Source organism: Bacillus velezensis (genome assembly GCF_001461825.1).
In the GTDB taxonomy this organism is placed as follows: Bacteria; Bacillota; Bacilli; order Bacillales; family Bacillaceae; genus Bacillus; species Bacillus velezensis.
Window position 1 is genome coordinate 785,187 of sequence record NZ_LLZC01000019.1, and the last position, 18,710, is coordinate 803,896.

19 protein-coding genes are annotated in these 18,710 nt (G+C 47.7%); 10 read left to right on the forward strand and 9 right to left on the reverse strand.

Annotated features, from left to right (window positions below; genetic code table 11):
- Positions 1-29 precede the first annotated feature (29 nt).
- Both AR442_RS14490 and AR442_RS14495 read right to left on the reverse strand, forming a co-directional pair.
- On the reverse strand, positions 30-1,532 hold the full coding sequence (locus AR442_RS14490; RefSeq protein ID WP_007409236.1) for a coproporphyrinogen III oxidase: 1,503 nt from the start codon (positions 1,530-1,532) through the stop codon (positions 30-32).
- 112 nt (positions 1,533-1,644) lie between these two features.
- A complete protein-coding gene (locus AR442_RS14495) occupies positions 1,645-2,511 on the reverse strand; it encodes a Cof-type HAD-IIB family hydrolase (RefSeq protein ID WP_007409237.1) in 867 nt (288 codons plus the stop codon).
- A 383-nt stretch (positions 2,512-2,894) separates the two neighbouring features.
- On the opposite strand from AR442_RS14495, the gene AR442_RS14500 reads away from it, so the two are divergent.
- The gene (locus tag AR442_RS14500) at positions 2,895-4,034 is read left to right on the forward strand and encodes a DNA alkylation repair protein (protein ID WP_014720938.1); all 1,140 of its coding nucleotides are present in this window, start codon (positions 2,895-2,897) and stop codon (positions 4,032-4,034) included.
- A gap of 38 nt (positions 4,035-4,072) precedes the next feature.
- Here the strand turns inward: AR442_RS14500 and AR442_RS14505 are convergent, their stop codons facing one another.
- Both AR442_RS14505 and AR442_RS14510 read right to left on the reverse strand, forming a co-directional pair.
- The gene (locus AR442_RS14505) at positions 4,073-4,423 is read right to left on the reverse strand and encodes a YlbF/YmcA family competence regulator (protein WP_014720937.1); all 351 of its coding nucleotides are present in this window, start codon (positions 4,421-4,423) and stop codon (positions 4,073-4,075) included.
- An 85-nt stretch (positions 4,424-4,508) separates the two neighbouring features.
- Positions 4,509-5,642, reverse strand: a complete 1,134-nt coding sequence (locus AR442_RS14510) for a DUF445 domain-containing protein (RefSeq protein ID WP_014417318.1) — start codon at positions 5,640-5,642, stop codon at positions 4,509-4,511.
- A gap of 238 nt (positions 5,643-5,880) precedes the next feature.
- On the opposite strand from AR442_RS14510, the gene AR442_RS14515 reads away from it, so the two are divergent.
- The 6 genes from AR442_RS14515 to AR442_RS14535 all read left to right on the forward strand — a co-directional run bounded on the left by AR442_RS14515 (position 5,881) and on the right by AR442_RS14535 (position 9,925).
- Positions 5,881-6,972 (forward strand): YheC/YheD family endospore coat-associated protein, encoded by a 1,092-nt coding sequence (locus tag AR442_RS14515; protein ID WP_014417317.1) that lies wholly within the window; start codon positions 5,881-5,883, stop codon positions 6,970-6,972.
- Complete coding sequence (locus tag AR442_RS14520; protein ID WP_014417316.1) at positions 6,962-8,320, forward strand: YheC/YheD family endospore coat-associated protein; 1,359 nt, start codon at positions 6,962-6,964, stop codon at positions 8,318-8,320. Before AR442_RS14515 ends, AR442_RS14520 begins: the two co-directional genes overlap by 11 nt.
- An 82-nt stretch (positions 8,321-8,402) precedes the next feature.
- On the forward strand, positions 8,403-8,618 hold the full coding sequence (locus AR442_RS14525) for a YheE family protein (RefSeq protein WP_012117190.1): 216 nt from the start codon (positions 8,403-8,405) through the stop codon (positions 8,616-8,618).
- A gap of 224 nt (positions 8,619-8,842) precedes the next feature.
- Positions 8,843-9,049 carry an alpha/beta-type small acid-soluble spore protein gene (locus AR442_RS14530; protein ID WP_014417315.1) on the forward strand — a complete coding sequence of 69 codons (207 nt, stop codon included), beginning with the start codon at positions 8,843-8,845 and terminating at the stop codon, positions 9,047-9,049.
- Positions 9,050-9,150: 101 nt separating this feature from the next.
- Positions 9,151-9,276 carry a hypothetical protein gene (locus AR442_RS20880; RefSeq protein WP_007610363.1) on the forward strand — a complete coding sequence of 42 codons (126 nt, stop codon included), beginning with the start codon at positions 9,151-9,153 and terminating at the stop codon, positions 9,274-9,276.
- A gap of 28 nt (positions 9,277-9,304) precedes the next feature.
- Positions 9,305-9,925: an NAD(P)-dependent oxidoreductase gene (locus tag AR442_RS14535; protein ID WP_014417314.1), complete on the forward strand. Its 621-nt coding sequence runs from the start codon at positions 9,305-9,307 to the stop codon at positions 9,923-9,925.
- 39 nt (positions 9,926-9,964) lie between these two features.
- Here AR442_RS14535 and bmrD read toward each other — a convergent pair whose 3' ends face one another.
- Both bmrD and bmrC read right to left on the reverse strand, forming a co-directional pair.
- Positions 9,965-11,986: a multidrug resistance ABC transporter ATP-binding protein/permease BmrD gene (bmrD, locus tag AR442_RS14540; protein ID WP_014417313.1), complete on the reverse strand. Its 2,022-nt coding sequence runs from the start codon at positions 11,984-11,986 to the stop codon at positions 9,965-9,967.
- On the reverse strand, positions 11,983-13,740 hold the full coding sequence (gene bmrC, locus AR442_RS14545) for a multidrug ABC transporter ATP-binding protein BmrC (RefSeq protein ID WP_014417312.1): 1,758 nt from the start codon (positions 13,738-13,740) through the stop codon (positions 11,983-11,985). Before bmrC ends, bmrD begins: the two co-directional genes overlap by 4 nt.
- 421 nt (positions 13,741-14,161) lie before the next feature.
- Here bmrC and AR442_RS14550 point away from each other — a divergent pair, with 421 nt between their 5' ends.
- Positions 14,162-14,662 (forward strand): universal stress protein, encoded by a 501-nt coding sequence (locus AR442_RS14550; RefSeq protein WP_007409250.1) that lies wholly within the window; start codon positions 14,162-14,164, stop codon positions 14,660-14,662.
- 38 nt (positions 14,663-14,700) lie between these two features.
- Here the strand turns inward: AR442_RS14550 and AR442_RS14555 are convergent, their stop codons facing one another.
- Complete coding sequence (locus AR442_RS14555) at positions 14,701-15,252, reverse strand: hypothetical protein (RefSeq protein WP_014417310.1); 552 nt, start codon at positions 15,250-15,252, stop codon at positions 14,701-14,703.
- Positions 15,253-15,360: 108 nt separating this feature from the next.
- On the opposite strand from AR442_RS14555, the gene AR442_RS14560 reads away from it, so the two are divergent.
- Complete coding sequence (locus AR442_RS14560; RefSeq protein WP_014720932.1) at positions 15,361-15,945, forward strand: TetR/AcrR family transcriptional regulator; 585 nt, start codon at positions 15,361-15,363, stop codon at positions 15,943-15,945.
- A 42-nt stretch (positions 15,946-15,987) separates the two neighbouring features.
- On the opposite strand, the gene dat is transcribed toward AR442_RS14560, so the two are convergent.
- Entirely contained in the window at positions 15,988-16,839 is an 852-nt protein-coding gene (dat, locus tag AR442_RS14565) for a D-amino-acid transaminase (RefSeq protein ID WP_014417308.1), read from the reverse strand.
- Between the two features lie 256 nt (positions 16,840-17,095).
- Between dat and AR442_RS14570 the strand changes: the two genes are divergently transcribed.
- A complete protein-coding gene (locus AR442_RS14570; RefSeq protein WP_014417307.1) occupies positions 17,096-17,944 on the forward strand; it encodes a polysaccharide deacetylase family protein in 849 nt (282 codons plus the stop codon).
- Positions 17,945-17,976: 32 nt separating this feature from the next.
- On the opposite strand, the gene AR442_RS14575 is transcribed toward AR442_RS14570, so the two are convergent.
- Entirely contained in the window at positions 17,977-18,708 is a 732-nt protein-coding gene (locus AR442_RS14575) for an NAD-dependent protein deacylase (protein WP_370531147.1), read from the reverse strand.
- Positions 18,709-18,710 lie beyond the last annotated feature (2 nt).

Here is an 18,710-nt window from a genome sequence, read left to right on the forward strand (position 1 = left end):
GGCACGCTGATTCCGTGCCATTTTTGATATTATAATGCAGATTTGACGAACATCTCATCTAAGTATTTGATTTTCTCTTCTGTATAATGCTCGAATCGGTCATTATATGATTTCGGATCTTTCGGATTGGCGAAGTGCGTGATTTTTCCGGTTTCCGGATGAATGAATTTGCTTGCCGCGCCGCAGCCGATACCGATAATCGTCTGCACTTCTTCCATAATCATAATGTTGTAGATGCTTTCTTGACCAGGGAAGGAGTAGCCGACATTTTCAAGGTTTCCGAGAATGTTTTTCTGCCGGTACAAGTAGTACGGCGTATAGCCGTGCTCTTTTGTCCAGCGGACGGCGTCATCCATCATGCGGGACACTTCCTGTCTGTCGGCAACTTTATACTTATGCTTGTTTCTCGTCATTTCTGACGCCCGTTTAAAAGAAAGCGTATGAACGGTCAAAGATTCAGGCATCAGCTTTTCCGTTTCTTCAAGACTGTGCCTGAACTCAGCCGTCCCTTCTCCCGGCAGGCCGATGATCAGGTCCATGTTGATGTTATTCATGCCGTGTTTGCGGGAAAGATGGTATTTTTCGATGGTTTCTTCAACTGTATGATGTCTGCCGATGGCCTTAAGCGTTTCGTTTTCATAAGATTGCGGGTTAATGCTGATTCTGTCAATCTTATACTTATTTAAAACGGCCAGCTTTTCCTCCGTAATCGTGTCGGGTCGGCCCGCTTCAACGGTAATCTCCCTGATATTCGCGACATCCGGGAAAGAGCGGACCATTTCTTCATATAAAAGATCCATTTCTTCAGCGGTAATGCTTGTCGGCGTGCCGCCGCCGAAATAAATGGTCGTCACTTTGATATCATGCCGCTTCAGCCATTCTCCGATTTTCTGCATTTCATAGTGAAGCCCCCATAAAAAGGAGCCGACTCTTCCCGCCTGTCCTTGAATGGCATATGCCGGAAACGTGCAGTAGGCGCATTTCGTCGGGCAGAACGGGATGCCGATATATATGCTGACTTCATCTTTGACCCGGTACAGATCGGGAACCGCCGCGAGCTGGCGGTCGACAATCTCCTGCATCAGATTGATTTTTTCATCATGGATCAGATAATCTTTTTTCAGATCGGCGTGCGCCTCTTCTTTTGTCAGGCCGCTCTGCAGCTTTTTATGAAGAAGTTTAGTAGGCCTGATGCCGGTTAAGATTCCCCATTTTTGTGTCATGCCCGTATGCGATTGAAGAAGATTTAAGTAGACGTATGACAGCGTGTTTTTCACCTGTTTAAATACTTCTTTTTCGCTCCATCCGGCAAGAAGCGGTTTCGTATGATGTTCCTTTTCGCCGGTTCCTTTGATTTCTCCGGATACCGACACGCTGTCTGCATCTTGAGAAATGGCAAGTGAGATGACGAGATCAGAGGGTTCCTCCGTTTCGCCGTACGCAAGAACACACTCTTCAAAAAATAAATTCGCGATGTTTTGCAGCGGACGATGCAGCCTGTCATCCGTGATGCCGTCTATTTTTATTTGCAATGTGATCACCTTATTTTTCAGATTCAAAACTTTCTTTAGTGTACAGAAAGAACAGGCTAAAATCAATCCGCGAAAAAGCCGCAGACCGGCGTTTCGCGTCTGCGGCTCTTGATTACGGCCGTTTCATATGGAACTTATCGAGAAAGCCTTTGCGGTGCTGCATGCGGAAATATTCCTTAATCATATAGGCGACTCCCTGTTCATCATTTGACCTTGTCACCCAGTCCGCTTTTCTTTTTAATTCATTTGAGGCATTCCCCATCGCGACGCCGAGACCGGCCAGCTCGATCATCGGCAGATCATCTTCCTGATGGCCGATAGCCACAACCTCTTCCATTGAAAGCCCGAGATCAGCGGCGACCATCGAAAGTCCGCTTTCTTTTGAAACCCCTTTAGGCACGATGTTCAGTTTTTCTCCGTTGACGCGGATCACATCGACGGCCGGGAATGCTTTCATTATCGTATCCGTTATATCAGCCTGCAGACCATCTTCGGCATGCACTTCAATGACGGGCGCTGAAACCGGCTCATCAAGGAGCAGGTCACTTAATGATTCGACAAACTGCACCGGATAAAAAATCGGGTCAGACGGATGAATCATCGTTTTCCCGACCAGATTGGAGTTCACTTTCTTCTTGTTTCCGATCGAATATTTTTCGTGAAGAAGCCGGATATTGCATGGATAGCTTTCCAGCACCTGAACGATATTAAACGTGTGATCTTCTGATATTTTCTTTTCAAAAAACGGCTCATCTATTTTTTCAGAAATGTATGCGCCGCTGTGGGTAATCAATTTTGCATTCAGCTTTAATATTTTCGCCACTTTTTGAGCGGAGCGAAAATGGCGGTTTGTGACCAGTGTGACGTAAATTCCTTTTTTCTTGACGTATTCGATGGCATCCTTTGTCGTCTGATGAAGTTTGCCGTTGGAGCGAAGAAGCGCTCCGTCTATATTTAACGCCAGCATTTGTTTTGACACAGAGAAGTCCCCCTCCTTGATGACTGTACTTGTCATTAGGATATGACCCTGTCTCTTTGTTTAGAACAACCTTTTCTCCGCAGCAAAAAAGCCTGCCTCAAGCAGACTTTGAACTGTCGTTTTGTTGGGATACGATCGATTTGCTGCCTTCTCCCCAATGTGTATTTCTATTTACGAAATATATCAGGAACCCCTTATTTGACCGTTGATGCGCTCGTTTCACTTACTCTCTGTTGCTACCCCTTAACATACCAGGCAGTATAGGCGACCGTATCCTTAGATCATCTGTAAGTGTAGGCGCTTTCAGAGTTATTATCTCAATTATATTGTTAAAAAACAAGGGTTTTTTTAACTAAAAAAATCAGAGGGAATATCTGTGCTGAATGTATGATAAAGTTGAAAGGGAACATACATTCTCATATAATAAAAGAAAAAAAGCGGTGACTGTCATGTCTCTATTAAAAGATATTTATAACGAAGAATTTGCAGAAGCACTTCTGAACAGAATCAAATCGGCGTATCCGGCTTTTGAGCGGGACAAGTGCCGGGCGCTGATGTTTCAGGAAGATTGGCCCGGACTGACGTTAAAACAGCGGATGCGCCGGATCACAGACTCTTTATATGAAACACTGCCGAAGGATTACATACGGGCGCTTAACGTCTTATATGAGACAGCTCCCCGCTTCTCAGGGCTCGCCGGGATTATTTTTCCCGATTATGTCCAACAGTACGGAACGGATCACTGGGACGAATCCATGAAGGCGCTTCAGTATTTCACTCGTTTTTCCACTTCCGAATTTGCGGTCCGCCCGTATATCAGGCTTGACCGGGAGCGGATGTTCAAAGAGTTCCTTTCCTGGACGGAGCATCCGGACGAACATGTCAGAAGGCTTGCCAGCGAAGGCTCAAGACCGCGCCTCCCATGGGGAATCTCCATTCCGGCTCTTCTTGACGATCCTTCTCCGATTCTCCCTGTTCTGGACCGCTTGATGCAGGATGACTCGTTATATGTCAGAAAAAGCGTGGCGAATAACCTGAATGACATCTCCAAAACACATCCGGATCTTCTGCTACAGATCGCAGCCGAGCGGTTCGGAAGCTGTCCGCACACGAACTGGATTTTGAAGCACGCCTGCAGGACACTGTTAAAAAGAGGAGACAAACAGGCGCTTGCGGTTTTCGGGTTTGAAGACGCCTCCCGGATTTCATTGGAACGTTTTACACTGAATTCGGAAACGGCCGCCATCGGAACAAGCATACATTTTTCTTTTCAGATCCGCTCATCCGCCCGGCAAAAAGTCAGGGTTGAATACGCGATTGATTTTGTAAAGAAAAGGGGGCACCGCAGCCGCAAGGTGTTTAAGATGTCGGAGTCCGCCATGGATAACGGGGACGTAAAAACCTTCAGCAAACATCATTCCCTTAAAGATTTAACCACCCGCAAGCATTATCGGGGAATTCACACTCTGTCTATCATCATTAACGGAACGGTAAAAGGTTCGCTTGATTTTTCTGTTGAATAAAAAAACCCCTCCATTTCATAGATGGAGGGGTTTGGAGCTTATTCCGGGCTGCCGTAAAGCTCTTCAAGAGGTTTCATAATGATTTTGTTTAACTCGCCGATCAGCATGCTCATGCGCTGTTCCGCTTCCATCAGCTGAGAAATCAATTCATGCTGCTGTACGAGAGCAACCGTTTTTTGTGCCTGCTCTACCTCTTCCTGAGTGATTTCTTCACCTGACATCTGTTTCTGCTGCAGCTGCAGCTGTACATTGCGGAAGTTATCAAACATGCGTTTTGCCGATTCATCTGCGTTTACTTGATCATAAAGCCCTCTCAGACGGCTGTATTCATCACTGTTTCGCAAAGCTTTTTCAAGATCATATGCTGCATCATAAAAATGAACTGCCATAGTAACCGCTCCTTTCTTCCTTTCGGACATACCACTCCACTATAACAGACTGCGGAGCGACTTTCATCATCGGCGTATGTTTTCCTTAGAAAAGAATGACAAACAAAGCCTGAATTGCTCCGATTATCCCGCCGAGCAAACCGCCTAAATACGTTATCATCTTAAATTCTCTCTTGGAAATCGACAGCACCATTTCCTCCAGCCGTTCAACGGGAAACTGATCAACCTGCTCTTTGACCACTTCCTCAAGACGCAGCCGTTTCAGTACATCCTCCAAATGAGCGGCAATACTGCCGAGTGCCGCATCAAGCAGCTTCGGCGCGTACGTTCCCGTAATCTCCCCTTCATAACGGGAGATGATGTCACCGAGCCGGCATTCGAAAAAGGGCGCGGTTTGAAGTGCGGCCAAAGCCCGCTTTTTCATGCTGAACAGCAGATCTTTCGCATTCCACTTTTCATCGGCCTCATAAAGTGTATAAGATTTGAGCTTGCCCCATTCTTGAGAAAGCAGATCAGCCAGAAGCTTTTTCGTTTCCTCATTGCGCAAAAACTTTAACAGCTCAGGCAGCACACGGTCTGCCAAGCTTGAATTGCCGAGGAACATCTGCACCATGCTGCCGAGCATCCCCCGGGAATTCAAAAAGTCGTCAATCATATTTCCGAGCCTGTCTTTCCCTTCTTCGCTCTCAAAATAATCAATGCTCCGCTTCAGGATATAATCTGCGGCCATCGGGACTTTTTCATCCAGCTTTTCCTGAAGCTCATCAGGAAGCCAGTCTTTTATGGCGCGGTGCTCATATTTCCGGTACAGTTCCGAAAGCTTTTCATCGGTAAAACGGTCAATCCAGGCATCCGTTTTTTCCTGCGGATTCCGGATGCCCGCGGCGGCCAAAGCTTCGTGCACCGTCATCTCGGAAGCGGCCATTTTTTGCGTGAATTGTTCGGCGAAAAGAAGCGCCTGGTTTTTAACGGTATCTGATAAAAGCCGTTTTTTTATTCCTTCCGGGGTTAAAAGGTGGTTCGTCACCATGAGCCCCATTTGTTTTGCCAATTCATCCCGCCTTTTCGGGATCAGCCCCGGCGTAAACGGAACCCGTTTTCCGAACAGGTAATACGGCCGGTACGGACGAAATAACATCTGAATGGCAAGATGATTCGTCACCGCGCCGATCGCGGCTCCGATCACAATCATAAATAGAAACGTTCCTGCTATGCCCATTCCTTTTCTTCTGCCTCCATCTAATGTTCTATTTTCTTGATGATATATCTATTCGTATTATAGAGGCTGGCGTGCATGCGGGCAAATGAAGAACCTGAATTGTTGTTTGTGAGGAATAAGGCAAGATGCTGTTTCGTACTCTTTACAGTAGATCATCTTTTATGATGCGCCTTAGCATATTTATTGGATGGAAGGGCCGTTCCATCAGCGGCTTTTTGAATAAAGGGGGAGTAATAATATGACAACACTCGGTTTTATGTCTGTATCCCGCCGGCACGAAGAAGATTACGCCGGGGAATTGGCTGAAAGAGCGCCTCAATATAATGTGCGCTTAGCCCGCTTTACACCGTTTGATATATTTCCGGATTCTTTGCGCGTAAAAGCGCTCGTCTATCACCCGCAAAGCGGAAAGTGGAACGAAACGGAAATCGATATTCCCGAATATATTTACGACCGCTGTTTTTACGGAAAATCCGCTGAAGCGCAAAAAGCCAAACCGATCGTCGAATGGCTGAAAAAATATCGGAAAACGGAATTTATCGGCCGGGGGCTTCCTGATAAATGGACGGTCACGGATGCGCTCCAAAAACATCATCTGATCAGTCCCTATATTCCTGAAACGGCCGAAGTCAGCCGCTATGAACAGGTGCAATCATACTTAGCCAAGGAAAAAGCATGTATACTTAAGCCCGCTTTCGGCGCGGGAGGCAGAGGCATCATCCTGCTTGAAACAGGCAAAAAATCAATTACGGCCACTTACTATATCGGAAAAAACAAACAAACAAAATCATTTTCCAATCACGTGTCTTTTAAGTCTTGGTGCAAAAAAGTGCTGCAGCACCGCTATTTGCTTCAATCCTACTTAAATATCCAGGATAAAGAGCGGCATCCGTGCGACATCCGCATTTTCATGCGCAAAACTGAGTCAGGCGTTTGGGAAACGGTCGGAAAAGCGGTCAGAAGGGGTTATCAGAACGGTCTTTTATCTCATTTCCCCGGAGGATCTGAACCGATTAAGTTTGACACATGGTTTGAGGAAATTCCGAGAAAGCAGCAGGCCGTTTTATTGGATGATGTCTTTTCGATCACCCAATCCGTCCCTTATTTCCTTGACGAACGGTTCGGGCCGCTGTTTGAGCTGGGGCTCGATATTTGTTATGCCAAAGACGGACGCATCTGGCTTTTGGATGTCAATTCAAAGCCGGGGCGGAAAGCTATTTTAAGCGTGGCTCCGGAGGCGAAAGAGGATTTGTATACGAGTCCGCTGAGACGCTTCCGCGAACTTCAGTCACAGGAAAGCCGGAAAGGAGTATTACCGCGTGAATCATAAAGGGATGATTGTCGGCATCGATAAAAAAAGCAAAAATACGCTGTTTCTCCCCTCCTCCATGAAACGGGAAGGGCTTTTATCCGCTGCCTTCGGGACCAAGGTTGTCAAATGCCGTGTAGCCTTTTCTCAATCACTTGAAAAAAGCGCGCTCCTTTCTGAAGATTTGTTTGAGGAGCTGTTGATACCGCATAAAAGCCGGGCTGACTTTCTCATACACGGCCAGACGGTGCACATCGGTCCGCTGATCGGCGTTTTCACAGCCGGGTTCACATCATCGCCGACCCGCCCGTTAAGAGACCGCACAGACTTCTTTTCCAAGATGCTCTCTCTTCATGAACAGGCGAACGGATATTGTTTTGTTTTCGGTGCTCATCAGATCAACTGGGAAGAAGGCACCGTCCAAGCGCTGATTTATAAAGAAAACAGCTGGAAACGGACGGCCGTCCCGCTTCCGAATGTCGTATATGACAGACTCCCGAGCCGAAAAACGGAAGAAGTTCCGCTTTTACAACAGACAAAACAAAGGCTGATGAATGTCTATCAGATTCCGTGGTTTAATCCGCAATTCTTTAATAAATGGGACATTCATAAGCTTCTGGAAAAAAACAGTCTCACCGCTTCACTTCTGCCAAAATCTATCCTGCACCCGAATGCGGAAGCGTTAGAAACGTTATGCAGCACGTTTGACACCGTCTATATCAAACCTGCAGACGGCGCACTCGGAACGGGGATTTACAAGGTGGAAAAAACAGATGCCGGCTTATCTGTCAAACACACGAATGAGGAAAAAACGGTGGTGACGGCAGAGTATTCAGATGCGGCATCCTTCATGACATCATTTAAAGAAAACAATGACCCGTCCGCATTTTTAATTCAGCAAGGCATTGACCTGATCCGGCTGGATGGGCGCCCCGTCGATTTCAGGGTGCACACGAATAAAAACGCCGAGGGGAAGTGGACAGTGACGGCCATTGCGGCAAAAATTTCCGGTGAAAACAGCATCACGACGCATCTGGCAACCGGCGGAGAAGTCAGGACGTTAGCTGAATTATACGGCGATCCGCGCGAGAGAGTCGGCATGATGCGGAAACTTTCAAAAGCCGCCTTGGCGGTCAGCCGCGTGTTAAATGAGCACATTGAAGGTTTTATCGGCGAAATCGGTTTTGACCTCGGCGTCGATCATTCAGGGAAAGTTTGGATGTTTGAAGCCAATTCCCGCCCCGGGCGCAGCATTTTTTCCCATCCGAAGCTGAGATCGGTCGATTACCTGACAAAACGGAGAAATTTTGAATACGCGTCGTATTTATCAGAACGGTCCATCACCGCCCCGGAAAAACTTTGGCGGTGAGGCTGTCTTTTTTTTGGTTTACCCGGGACAGGCAATGAACGATGAGCTACAATGAACAAGATCAACATTTCCCATAAGGAGCGTGAACGTCATGATTTCGCACTTCAGCTGGAAACCGTTATTCAAAAAAGAGAAACTGCCCGGATGGCGGATTTCATTTTACTGGCAGGGTACGCATTACGAAGGGATTTACCATAAGTCCGGAGACATTGAATGGGGACACACACATCCGGGAAAAGAAGAGCCGGCTCTCGTAAAAGAGCTGCATGAATTAATGCTTTATCACATATATGACTGAAAGCTAAAAGCTCAGCCGCACCAGGCTGGGCTTTTCTTTTTCCTTCCGCTATTTACCACACCGTTTTCCGAATGAGATGCCGTTTGCTTTACCATAATACGTAGTACAAAGCGGCAAACAGCATTGGGTGAAGCCGAGCTGGCAATGGTTTTCATTCCGAAAATCATCGGCTGGTGCAATTCCAGCAAACCCAACCATACTACTTTATAAAGGAGATCATACAAATGGCAAACAACAACTCTTCAAACCAACTCGTAGTACCCGGCGCTGCTCAAGCAATCGACCAAATGAAATACGAAATTGCTTCTGAGTTCGGCGTAAACCTTGGCGGAGAAACAACTTCTCGTGCAAACGGTTCTGTCGGAGGAGAAATCACGAAACGTTTAGTATCTTTCGCACAGCAGAGCATGGGCGGCCAAGGCGTACAATAACTCAATAAATGGCTTACAGAAGGCGCGGGATACCGCGTCTTCTTTTATGCCGTCACCCTTTTTTCCTATTCCACATACCCTAGGAAAAAAGGAGGGAAAACATGTCATTCATTGCCTCAGTCAATTGGGAGCTGTTTCAGTTCGTAAGTGTCTCTTTGGTCAATGAATATGTTGCCCACCATTTCCCGTTTATTCACAGGTATTCTTTTCCCCGCTGTTTTGAATGATATAATGAGCGGCGAGGAGGTTTTTTACATGAACATCGCTTTACTCGGAGCAACGGGAAGAGTCGGACAGGCTTTTATAAAAGAAGCGCAGAAACATGGACACATGGAGATATTCGCTCTTGTCAGATCAGCCGGAACAGTCCTTCCCATTCCTGAAAAACATATCATAACAGGGAATGCGAGGCGGCGGGAAGATGTAAGCCGATTGATTTCCAAAGCGGACACAGTCGTGAGCTGTCTCGGCACGGACGGTGACGATACCCTTTCAGCCGCTATGACCCATATCATAGACGGCATGAAACGGCATCATGTTCAGCGTCTGATTACGATCGGCACCGCGGGTATCCTTCAATCACGGCTTATGCCTGATCAATACCGTTTTGAATCGGCAGAATCAAAACGAAAATCAACAAGAGCCGCAAAAGAACACGCCCGCGTATACGAGATGCTGCTGGCAGAGGATCTTGACTGGACGATCATCTGTCCCACCTATCTTCCTGACGGAGATGCTGCCGGAGTTTACCGGTTCGAACAAGATCGCCTTCCTGAAGACGGCGCTGAAATCACCGTCGGAGACACGGCGCATTTTCTGTACCGTGAGCTGATCAGCCCGCAGTTTGTCAGAAAACGGGTGGGACTGGCTTACTGAATGAAAAAAAGGGCGAATCTTTAGATTCACCCTTTCCGATTACACCGCGGACTTCGCCGTTCCTTTCTGCAATTCATACATTTGATGGTACTGCCCCTTTTGCGCCATTAATTCGTCATGGCTTCCCTTTTCAATGATGCGGCCCTTTTCCAGCACGAGAATCTGGTCTGCGTGTCTGATCGTGGAAAGCCGATGGGCGATAATAAATGTCGTACGCCCTTCTTGAACGACTTGCAGCGCTTTTTGAATGACTGCTTCTGTTTCGGTGTCAATGTGCGCCGTCGCCTCATCCAAAATTAAAATGGCCGGATCAAACACAAGCGCTCTTGCAAAAGAAATCAGCTGACGCTGGCCTGAGGACAGTGTGCCGCCTTTTTCAGTAACGGGCTCTCTGATGCCCTTTGGCAGAGATTTCAGAAGACTTGCGGCGCCGACTTGGCGAAGCGCTTCTTCCGCCTGCTCCAAAGAAATACGCTGATCATCGAGTGTCACATTGGAGCCGATCGTGCCCGAGAAAAGATACGGGTCTTGCAGCACAATGCCCATATGCGACCTCAGCTCCTGCCTCGACATGCCGTATATGCTCTGACCATCCAGCAGAATATCCCCTTTTTGAGCATCATAAAAACGGAACAGAAGATTCAGGATGGAGCTTTTGCCGGACCCCGTATGGCCGACGAGGGCGACCGTCTCCCCTTTTTCAGCTGTAAAGCTGATGTGTTTCAGCACCTCTTCTCCCTTTCGATATCCAAAAGAAACATCGCGGAATTCCACAGTTCCTTTCGCCTTTCTGTCTGCGGGAGCGCCTTCTTCTTCCGTTTCCTCCTCCTGTAAAAGCTCGAATACCCTGGCGGCAGAGACACGGGCCAATTCAAGCTTCGAAAATTGGTTGACAATTCCCGTAACCGGCTGGAATAAACGGTTTAAATAATCAACAAATGCATATAAAACGCCGATCGAAACAATACCGGCCGCACTCAGACTCGCGCCTCCGAAATACCATATCAGCCCGACAAACGCCAGATTGCGCAACACATTGACAAGACTGTGGGACATGAGAGAATTTAAGGACAGCATTTTGTTTTTGTAGCGGAAATGAGATTCATTCAATTCTTCAAATTCCTTCATCGTTTCCTTCTCTCGGCGGAACGCCTGAATAATCGGCATTCCTTGAATGGATTCGTTCATTTTCGCATTGATGTCACTGTTAATGGAACGGATTTTTTGGTTGAAGACGGATGCGTATTTGCGGTACACAACCGACCAGACCATTAAAATCGGGATAATCAGCAGGCAAACGGCGGCCAGCCTGACGTCAAGCATAAACAGCGCCGTAAAAATGCCGAGCATATAAACGCCGCTTGTGATAAATGTCGACAGCACCGTTACATATAAATCCCTGACCGCTTCTGTGTCATTCGTAATGCGGGCCACGACTTTTCCGGCAGGCAGATTATCAAAGTAGCGGATCGGCATTTTCTGAATGTGTGAAAATACATCCTGCCTCATGCGCTGTATGATCCGGTTCGCTCCCATCTGCAGCAGATAATGCTGGCCGTAATGAAAACATACGGAAAACATGAGCAGTCCCGCGTAAATGGCGGTCAGCGTCAGCAATCCTTTTATTTCGGGACGGTAAAATTGAAAAATCTCCTGTCTTGATAACGTAATGGCGGGATATGACCTGCTTTCTTTACCGTTTGATATTGTCAGCCGGCCGTCAGACACCGAACGGTTTCCGTCAAAACTGACGGGACGGTCAACAAAATAGTAGCCCGCACCGACTTGATAAATGTGCGCCTCTCCGGTTTTGTCCGCCCCCGGTTTGAGCCGGTCCTCCCTGACATAATCATGCCCCCGGAACCTGACGGCGCCCGGATCGTCCGCAGAGGCTTTAACCCATGTTTTTTCAATGCCGAGAATGTGGTCGTCAATCATTTTTTTTCCGATAAACGGGCCGGTCAGCTCAGTGCCGACCGCAATGATGAGCAGGACGACCGCCCATATCAGCAGCTTCTTATATTGAAGCGCGTAATTCCATAATCTTCTCCCGGTCTTCATGCGCCCGTCCCCCCTTCTTCAAGAGAGGACAGCTGCTGCCTCTCATATTGTTTTCGATACCAGCCGTTCTGCGCCAATAGCTCCCGGTGCGTGCCTCTTTCAGATACCCGGCCTTCATCCATGACGAGAATGAGATCTGCGTGTTCAACTGCCGAGAGCCGGTGGGTGGTGATAATCGTTGTTTTATGCCGCCGTTTTTTACGGATGCTGTCAATGATGGCGGCTTCCGTTTTCGCGTCTACGGCAGATAGCGAATCATCTAATATGAGAATGTCCGGATCGGTCAAAAGCGCTCTCGCAATTGAGATGCGCTGCTTTTGTCCGCCAGAGAGCGCTACGCCCTTCTCGCCGACAAGCGTCTCAAGCCCGTCGGAAAGCATGCCGATATCGTTTTCAAAATGCGCATCTTTCAGCGCGCTGCCGATTTCCTCTTCGTTTGCATCCTGCCGTCCGTAAAGCAGATTCTCTTTTACAGTCTTTGAAAATAAAATATGATCCTGCGGCACATAGCCGATCCACCCGCGGAGCTCCTCAAGCGGAATCTCCTGAATCGGAACGCCTGTAAACGTGATTGCTCCCGCACCGGGCGGATATTCACGCAACAGCTGCTTAATGATCGTCGTCTTTCCGCTTCCCGTCTTCCCGACGATGCCGAGTGTCTGCCCTTTCTCAACGGAAAATGACACATCGGAAACCGCCGGTCCAGCTCCGATCGGATATGTGAAAGTCACATGTTCAAAAGCAAGACGCCCGGGCTCCTTGATGCCGGCGGGGTGCTTGGGTCCTGTCACGTCAGGCTCATAGGAAAGCGTCTCATTGACACGATCCAAGGAGGCATTTCCGCGCTGCATGATATTGATTAATTCTCCGATCGCAAACATCGGCCAGATCATCATTCCGAGGTACACGTTAAACGATACCAGCTCTCCCAGCGTCAGCCGGTTTTGAAAAACGAGATAAGCGCCGTAGCCGAGACCGATGAGATAGCTGAGGCCGACGAGAAGTTTCACAGTCGGTTCAAAAAGTGAATCGATAAACGCCACTTTCATATTTTTCTCATATACATCCGCCGTCATATCACCGAACCGGCTGACATCATTTTTTTCCTGCACGAATGCCCGGATGACCCGGACGCCGGATACTGACTCCAGCACCTTGTCATTTAATGATCCGAAAGCATCCTGCGCTTCCGTAAACCGCTCATGGATCTTTTTTCCGTACAGGCTGACCGCAGCCGCCATTATCGGCAGCGGAATAATCGCGGCAAATGTCAGCTTCCAGCTGATGAGAAGCCCCATTGTCAAAAATATCGTCAGCATATACATCGTCGAATCAATGAGCGTTAAGACCCCGAAGCCCGTCGTCATACTGACGGCCTGCAAGTCATTTGTCCCCCGCGCCATTAAATCGCCCGTTCTGTATTTCTCGTAAAACGGCGGTGACATTTGAAGAAGCCTTCCCATCAGCTTTGAACGGAGAATCTTCTCCATGACATTCGCCCCGCCGAAAAGCTGATACATCCAAAAATAAGACAGTAAATAGACGGCTGCCGTTAATGCGAGAAAAACACATATGTAAAACAGCATCCCGCTTTTTGTAAACACACCCGCCTTCATATCGTCTATCGCGTTACCAAGAAGTTTAGGCGGAAACATTTCAATGACATTCACAATCAATAACAGAACAATCGCTGTCGTATAGCGCAGCCAATAGGCTCTAAAAAACCACGCGAGCTTTTTTAATACAGTAAACAAATACCGTCATCCCCTTTCATCAATCAGCCGCCCTCAAGCTTTTCCGGATTGTTTTTCATTGTTTTCGCTAATACCGCCACATGCATCACACCTGTCTTTCTTTCATTTTTTTGTATAAAAAAAGACATGAAGCCTCAGCTCCATGCCTCTTATTATTATAAATAAGGTACAGACCCGCCGTTTATGCGCGACTGCCCCGTTTTTAAGCAAATGTTCAGAAAACGGAAGCTGTATGGGAGTCACGCCGGTATTCAGCTGAAGATGAGTTGACAAGCTTTAGTTTTGACATGATCCATACCTCCTTTTTCCCTATATTGTTCCTTCATCATATAAACAAATCCTTTTTTTGTCAATGCAGGTTTTACATTTCTGCCATACGGGTATTGTAAAACAAACCTTTTTTACTGAAAGGATGAGGCCGATGTTTCACGCGGACCGGTTGATAGCAGCTTTTGACGGAAGTGATGATAGTAAAAAAGCGCTCCAAAAAGCCATAGACCTTTCAAAAACGTTTCACGCGGATTTAACGGTCGTACATTCCCACAATGCAAAAGATACCCGGACGATTGTTGATCCCCCGAGGCCGGGAGCCGGGGCAACGTATATCGGCGGCGGGATTGCAAGCGTTCCTGACCCGCTCCAGGCGGAAAGAATCTCCCCTGATCCGATGATTTATGAAGACCGTACGGAAGAAATCGTTGCGGAAGCGAGAATGCTGATGAACGACAGCCAGATTGACGGGGATATCGACATTTTAGAAGGTGATCCCGCTGATGCCATTATCGAGCATGCCGACCGTATATCGGCGGATTTGATCGTCATGGGGAGCCGGGACCAGAACAGGCTGAAAAAACTTTTATTCGGAAGCGTCAGTGAAAAACTGTCATCGAAATCCGATATTCCCGTGCTGATCGTAAAATAATTCTTTCTGTAAAGCAGCTTAATCAAAAGCTGCTTTTTTTACAGCTCCCGGCTGTTTCTTCTTTTTTTCGGCATCACAAAAAAACTCGCCATGATCAAAAAATCGATGCACAATACGACAGACCAGCCCTTTAACAGTACGCTGAGCGCTTCGGTGCGGGAAGCGTCCTGAATGAGAAATACCGTTCCGGCTAAAAGAACGCCGCCGATGACAAACGCTAATACATGTCTCCCCCACCCTTTTGCATAATGTTTGGCATAATCCAGTCCGTACCGCTTGACCGGTTTTGCCCCTTCCTTGACCACATAATAGCGGAACCGCTCATCCGCCCATTGAATCATGCTTTTCCCGAAGGCGACAGACACTCCGATATAAATGGCCGCCACCGCATGCGCCATAGTCGCCGCCGCCCCTCTGTATAAATCAGCTGCGGCCGCCAGAAACAGTACGGCATCCAATAAAGGAATGAGAGCGAAAAAAAACATTCCGAGCTTTTGCCGCCTGAATATATAGCGCGCCGCCAATCCGAAGATGACAGCCGCCCAAAACGCAGCCTCACAAATGACAATCAACCAAGCAATCGCGTTCAATCCGGTTCCCCCTTATCGTTTTCTAAAATGCATTGTATCACTGCTTTTTATTTAATACAACTGTATTACAAAATTGCAAGAAAAAATATTTCCTGTTACACTGGAACCATGCCTAAAATAATCGATCATGAAAAAAGAAGAAAACAAATAGCCGAAGCCACTTGGCGGACGATTTTGGAGCGGGGAATGGAAGGAGCGACAGTGAGAAACATCGCCCAGGAAGCGGGTCTTTCTTTAGGCGCGCTGAGGCACTATTTCACCACACAGGATGAGCTTTTAGGGTATGCGATGACACTCGTAAAAGAAAAAGCGGCCGCCAGAATTAACGAAGTTGCCATGAAAGATCTGCCGCCGAAAGAAAAAGCGGTGCGTCTGATGCTTGAAATCATCCCGACAGATGAAGAAACGATGGCTGAAATGGAGGTATGGTTCGCTTTCACAGCTTATGCCAGACATAAGGGAGAAGAGTTTCATCCCCAGCAGGACGGGATCTTGGCATATATCCGCGGCCTGATTGACTGGCTGGATGAAAATAAGCTTCTGAAACCGAATCTTGATAAAGAGATCGAAGCGGAGAAAATGTACGCCATCGCCGACGGATTGGCGCTGCATGCCATGCTTGAACCTGATCGTCTTTCAAAAGAGAAGATCTCCCGTGTGCTCGTTCAGCATATCGAATCTCTTTTTATCTGACTGAAGCAAAAAGGCCGGATGTGTTCCGGCCTTTTTTTCAGCTTATGACTGAACGCCGAGCTCCTGCTGAATGTGCGACTGAAAAGCCTCCTGAATCGTTTTGGCTACAGGTCCCGGCGCGCCGCTTCCGACCGGTTTTCCGTCAAGGGTTACGATCGGGATTAATTCAGCCGTCGTTGACGAGATGAAAATTTCATCCGCATCCCTGAGTTCGTCTTCGGTAAGAGCCTTCTCCCGCACCTCAATCCCGTTTTCTTTCATCAGCTCTAACAGTTTCATCCGCGTAATGCCGTTTAAAATCAGCTCATTTGCAGGATGCGTCCGGACAGTGCCGTTTATGACGGCGTATACATTGGAAGAGGTTCCTTCCGTAACCGCTCCGTCCCTTATCAGCACCGCTTCATAAGCGCCTGCTTCATAGGCTTTTTGTTTAATCATCACATTATACAGTAAATTCAGACTCTTAATGTCACACCTCAGCCAGCGTTTGTCTTCCGCCGTTATGGCCTGCGCTCCGGCTTTTTGTTCATTTTCCGGTTTTTTCACTGAAAAGGTGTATGCCGTCGTCTGCGGTTCCAATCCTTCGTCATACTGGTGCTTCCGCGGCGCCTTCCCTCTCGTCGTCTGTATATAGACCCCGCCGTCAATGAGTTTGTTTTCCTGTACGAGCTTTTGCAGATCCCATTCTATGTCCTCTGCGGAGAACGGCAGGGTGATGCCGATTTCTGCGGCGCTTCTGAAAAGACGGACGATATGCTCACGCAGACCGAATAAGGCGCCGTTATACACTCTGATGACCTCATACACACCGTCACCGAATTGATATCCGCGGTCCTCAATATCAACTGCCGCTTCTTCACGATCAATCAACTGGCCGTTTACTAATGTCTTCATGTAAACCCTCCTAATCGTTATCTGCCGTGATGTACATTCTCAGCTGTTATTGTCAACTATTCTATCATACTGAACGAGCCGGCTGCGGAGTTTATTTTTTTCTTAAAATCTTATTATTCGACATCTTTTCTATGTCTTTTCCAGTTTTGTTCCTGTATACTTGATTCGACATACATATGCTGTTAACTTATGGCACTTCGCAAGCCTCCGCTGTTATCGGCATTATGCAGAAACTTATGCTACTGGAGAGATTGTTATGCGCAACACAAAAGAAGGTGCTTCCCCTTCTCTGTTTTCATTGGCTTTTAAACTTACGAGTTTAGCAGTTTTGTGCGGACTGCTTCTGGTAATCGTCATAATGGGATATTCCGCTTCCGCCGCAAAAAACAAACAGGTCACCGTGACCGCAAACGGGCAGCTTCGGGATGAAGCAGAAAGCCTGCGGCTGAAAAATGATTCTCCCGACGTCTTAATGAAACATTTGCAGAAAGAGCGTGACCCAGGGAAAAAAACGGTATATTTAACCTTCGACGACGGGCCGTCTCCATATACTGAACAGCTGTTGAATGTATTGAAGGCAAATGGCGCAAAGGCCACTTTTTTTATGCTTGAACCGCGGATGAAAGCCTATAAGCATTCCGTGCAAAGAGCGAAGCAGGAAGGAATCGCGCTCGGCCTGCACGGCGTGACGCACGATAATCACCTGTTTTATCAAACACCGACATCACCGCTGAACGAAATGCAGCAGGGACGCGATACGCTCGAGGCAATCACCGGAGTAAAAACGGATCTTGTCCGCACGCCTTACGGCAGTAAACCGTCATTGACGGCTGCCCAGATTAAGAATCTCGAAAAAGGCGGATTCGTGTACTGGGACTGGACGATAGACAGTGAAGACTGGAAGTACAAAAACGCACGGTACGTGCCAGAAGTATTGAATCAGCTCGCATATTTGGAAAGCGTTCATACGAGCAGGCCGCATGTCATTTTAATGCACGATCTGCCTGCGACGGTGCACGCTTTGCCTAGCCTGATCCAAAAACTGAAAGCCCAGGGCTACTCCTTTGATGTTCTGACGGATCAAATGATTCCCGTCCATGAATAAGAAAAGCCGGATCTGTATATGATCCGGCTTTTTTATGTCGCGGCGCTGATCCGTTTTGCAAATTCACCGATCTTCTCATGGATGACAAGATCAAATAAATGGTCGCAATATGTCGGCTCAAGGTTAATGATCACCTGCTTCAAACCGGGAATCCGGCCCGCATCCTCAGGGACAAACCTTGCCGGCGCCACTTCAAGCGAAGTGCCGATCACAAGAAGAAGATCAGCTTTATCAAGCTTTTCATAAAGGGTTTCAAAATGCTGAACGAGATCGCCGAACAGCACGACATCCGTTTTTAATACGGTGCCGCATACCGCATGATCACCGATTTCCGCCGTACATTCCGGCACTTCGTCCTTCAGCAGATGAGAAAGCCCGTAGCGCGCTCCGCAGCGGGGGCATGCGGCGGTCTGAATTGAACCGTGAAGCTCATAGACACTGCTGCTTCCCGCTTTCTTATGCAGCCCGTCAATATTCTGCGTGAAAATGTCTACCTGCTTTCCCCGCTTTTCAAGATCCGCCAAATACGTATGGCCGGCATTCGGCTCATAGCCTCCGCTCATTTTCATCTGAAAGAGCTGTTTGAATTTAGGCCAGAATTCACGCGGACGGCGTTCAAAGTATTCCCTGCTCATCGCTTCCATTCTGGAGGTGTCTTCGGTCCATATACCGCCCGCCGAACGAAAATCAGGAATGCCGGATTCCGTGCTCATTCCCGCTCCCGTCAGCACCACGATACGTTCCGCCTGATTGATCAATGTCATAA

Coding starts and splice junctions, on each gene's coding strand:
- AR442_RS20880 (WP_007610363.1), top strand. CDS start 9,151: ATGTCATTCATTGCCTCAGTCAATTGGGAGCTGTTTCAGTTCGTAAGT.
- AR442_RS14530 (WP_014417315.1), top strand. CDS start 8,843: ATGGCAAACAACAACTCTTCAAACCAACTCGTAGTACCCGGCGCTGCT.
- dat (WP_014417308.1), bottom strand. CDS start 16,839: ATGAAGACATTAGTAAACGGCCAGTTGATTGATCGTGAAGAAGCGGCA.
- AR442_RS14575 (WP_370531147.1), bottom strand. CDS start 18,708: ATGACATTGATCAATCAGGCGGAACGTATCGTGGTGCTGACGGGAGCG.
- AR442_RS14505 (WP_014720937.1), bottom strand. CDS start 4,423: ATGGCAGTTCATTTTTATGATGCAGCATATGATCTTGAAAAAGCTTTG.
- AR442_RS14570 (WP_014417307.1), top strand. CDS start 17,096: ATGCGCAACACAAAAGAAGGTGCTTCCCCTTCTCTGTTTTCATTGGCT.
- AR442_RS14510 (WP_014417318.1), bottom strand. CDS start 5,642: ATGGGCATAGCAGGAACGTTTCTATTTATGATTGTGATCGGAGCCGCG.
- AR442_RS14500 (WP_014720938.1), top strand. CDS start 2,895: ATGTATGATAAAGTTGAAAGGGAACATACATTCTCATATAATAAAAGA.
- bmrD (WP_014417313.1), bottom strand. CDS start 11,986: ATGAAGACCGGGAGAAGATTATGGAATTACGCGCTTCAATATAAGAAG.
- AR442_RS14515 (WP_014417317.1), top strand. CDS start 5,881: ATGACAACACTCGGTTTTATGTCTGTATCCCGCCGGCACGAAGAAGAT.
- AR442_RS14560 (WP_014720932.1), top strand. CDS start 15,361: ATGCCTAAAATAATCGATCATGAAAAAAGAAGAAAACAAATAGCCGAA.
- AR442_RS14535 (WP_014417314.1), top strand. CDS start 9,305: ATGAACATCGCTTTACTCGGAGCAACGGGAAGAGTCGGACAGGCTTTT.
- AR442_RS14550 (WP_007409250.1), top strand. CDS start 14,162: ATGTTTCACGCGGACCGGTTGATAGCAGCTTTTGACGGAAGTGATGAT.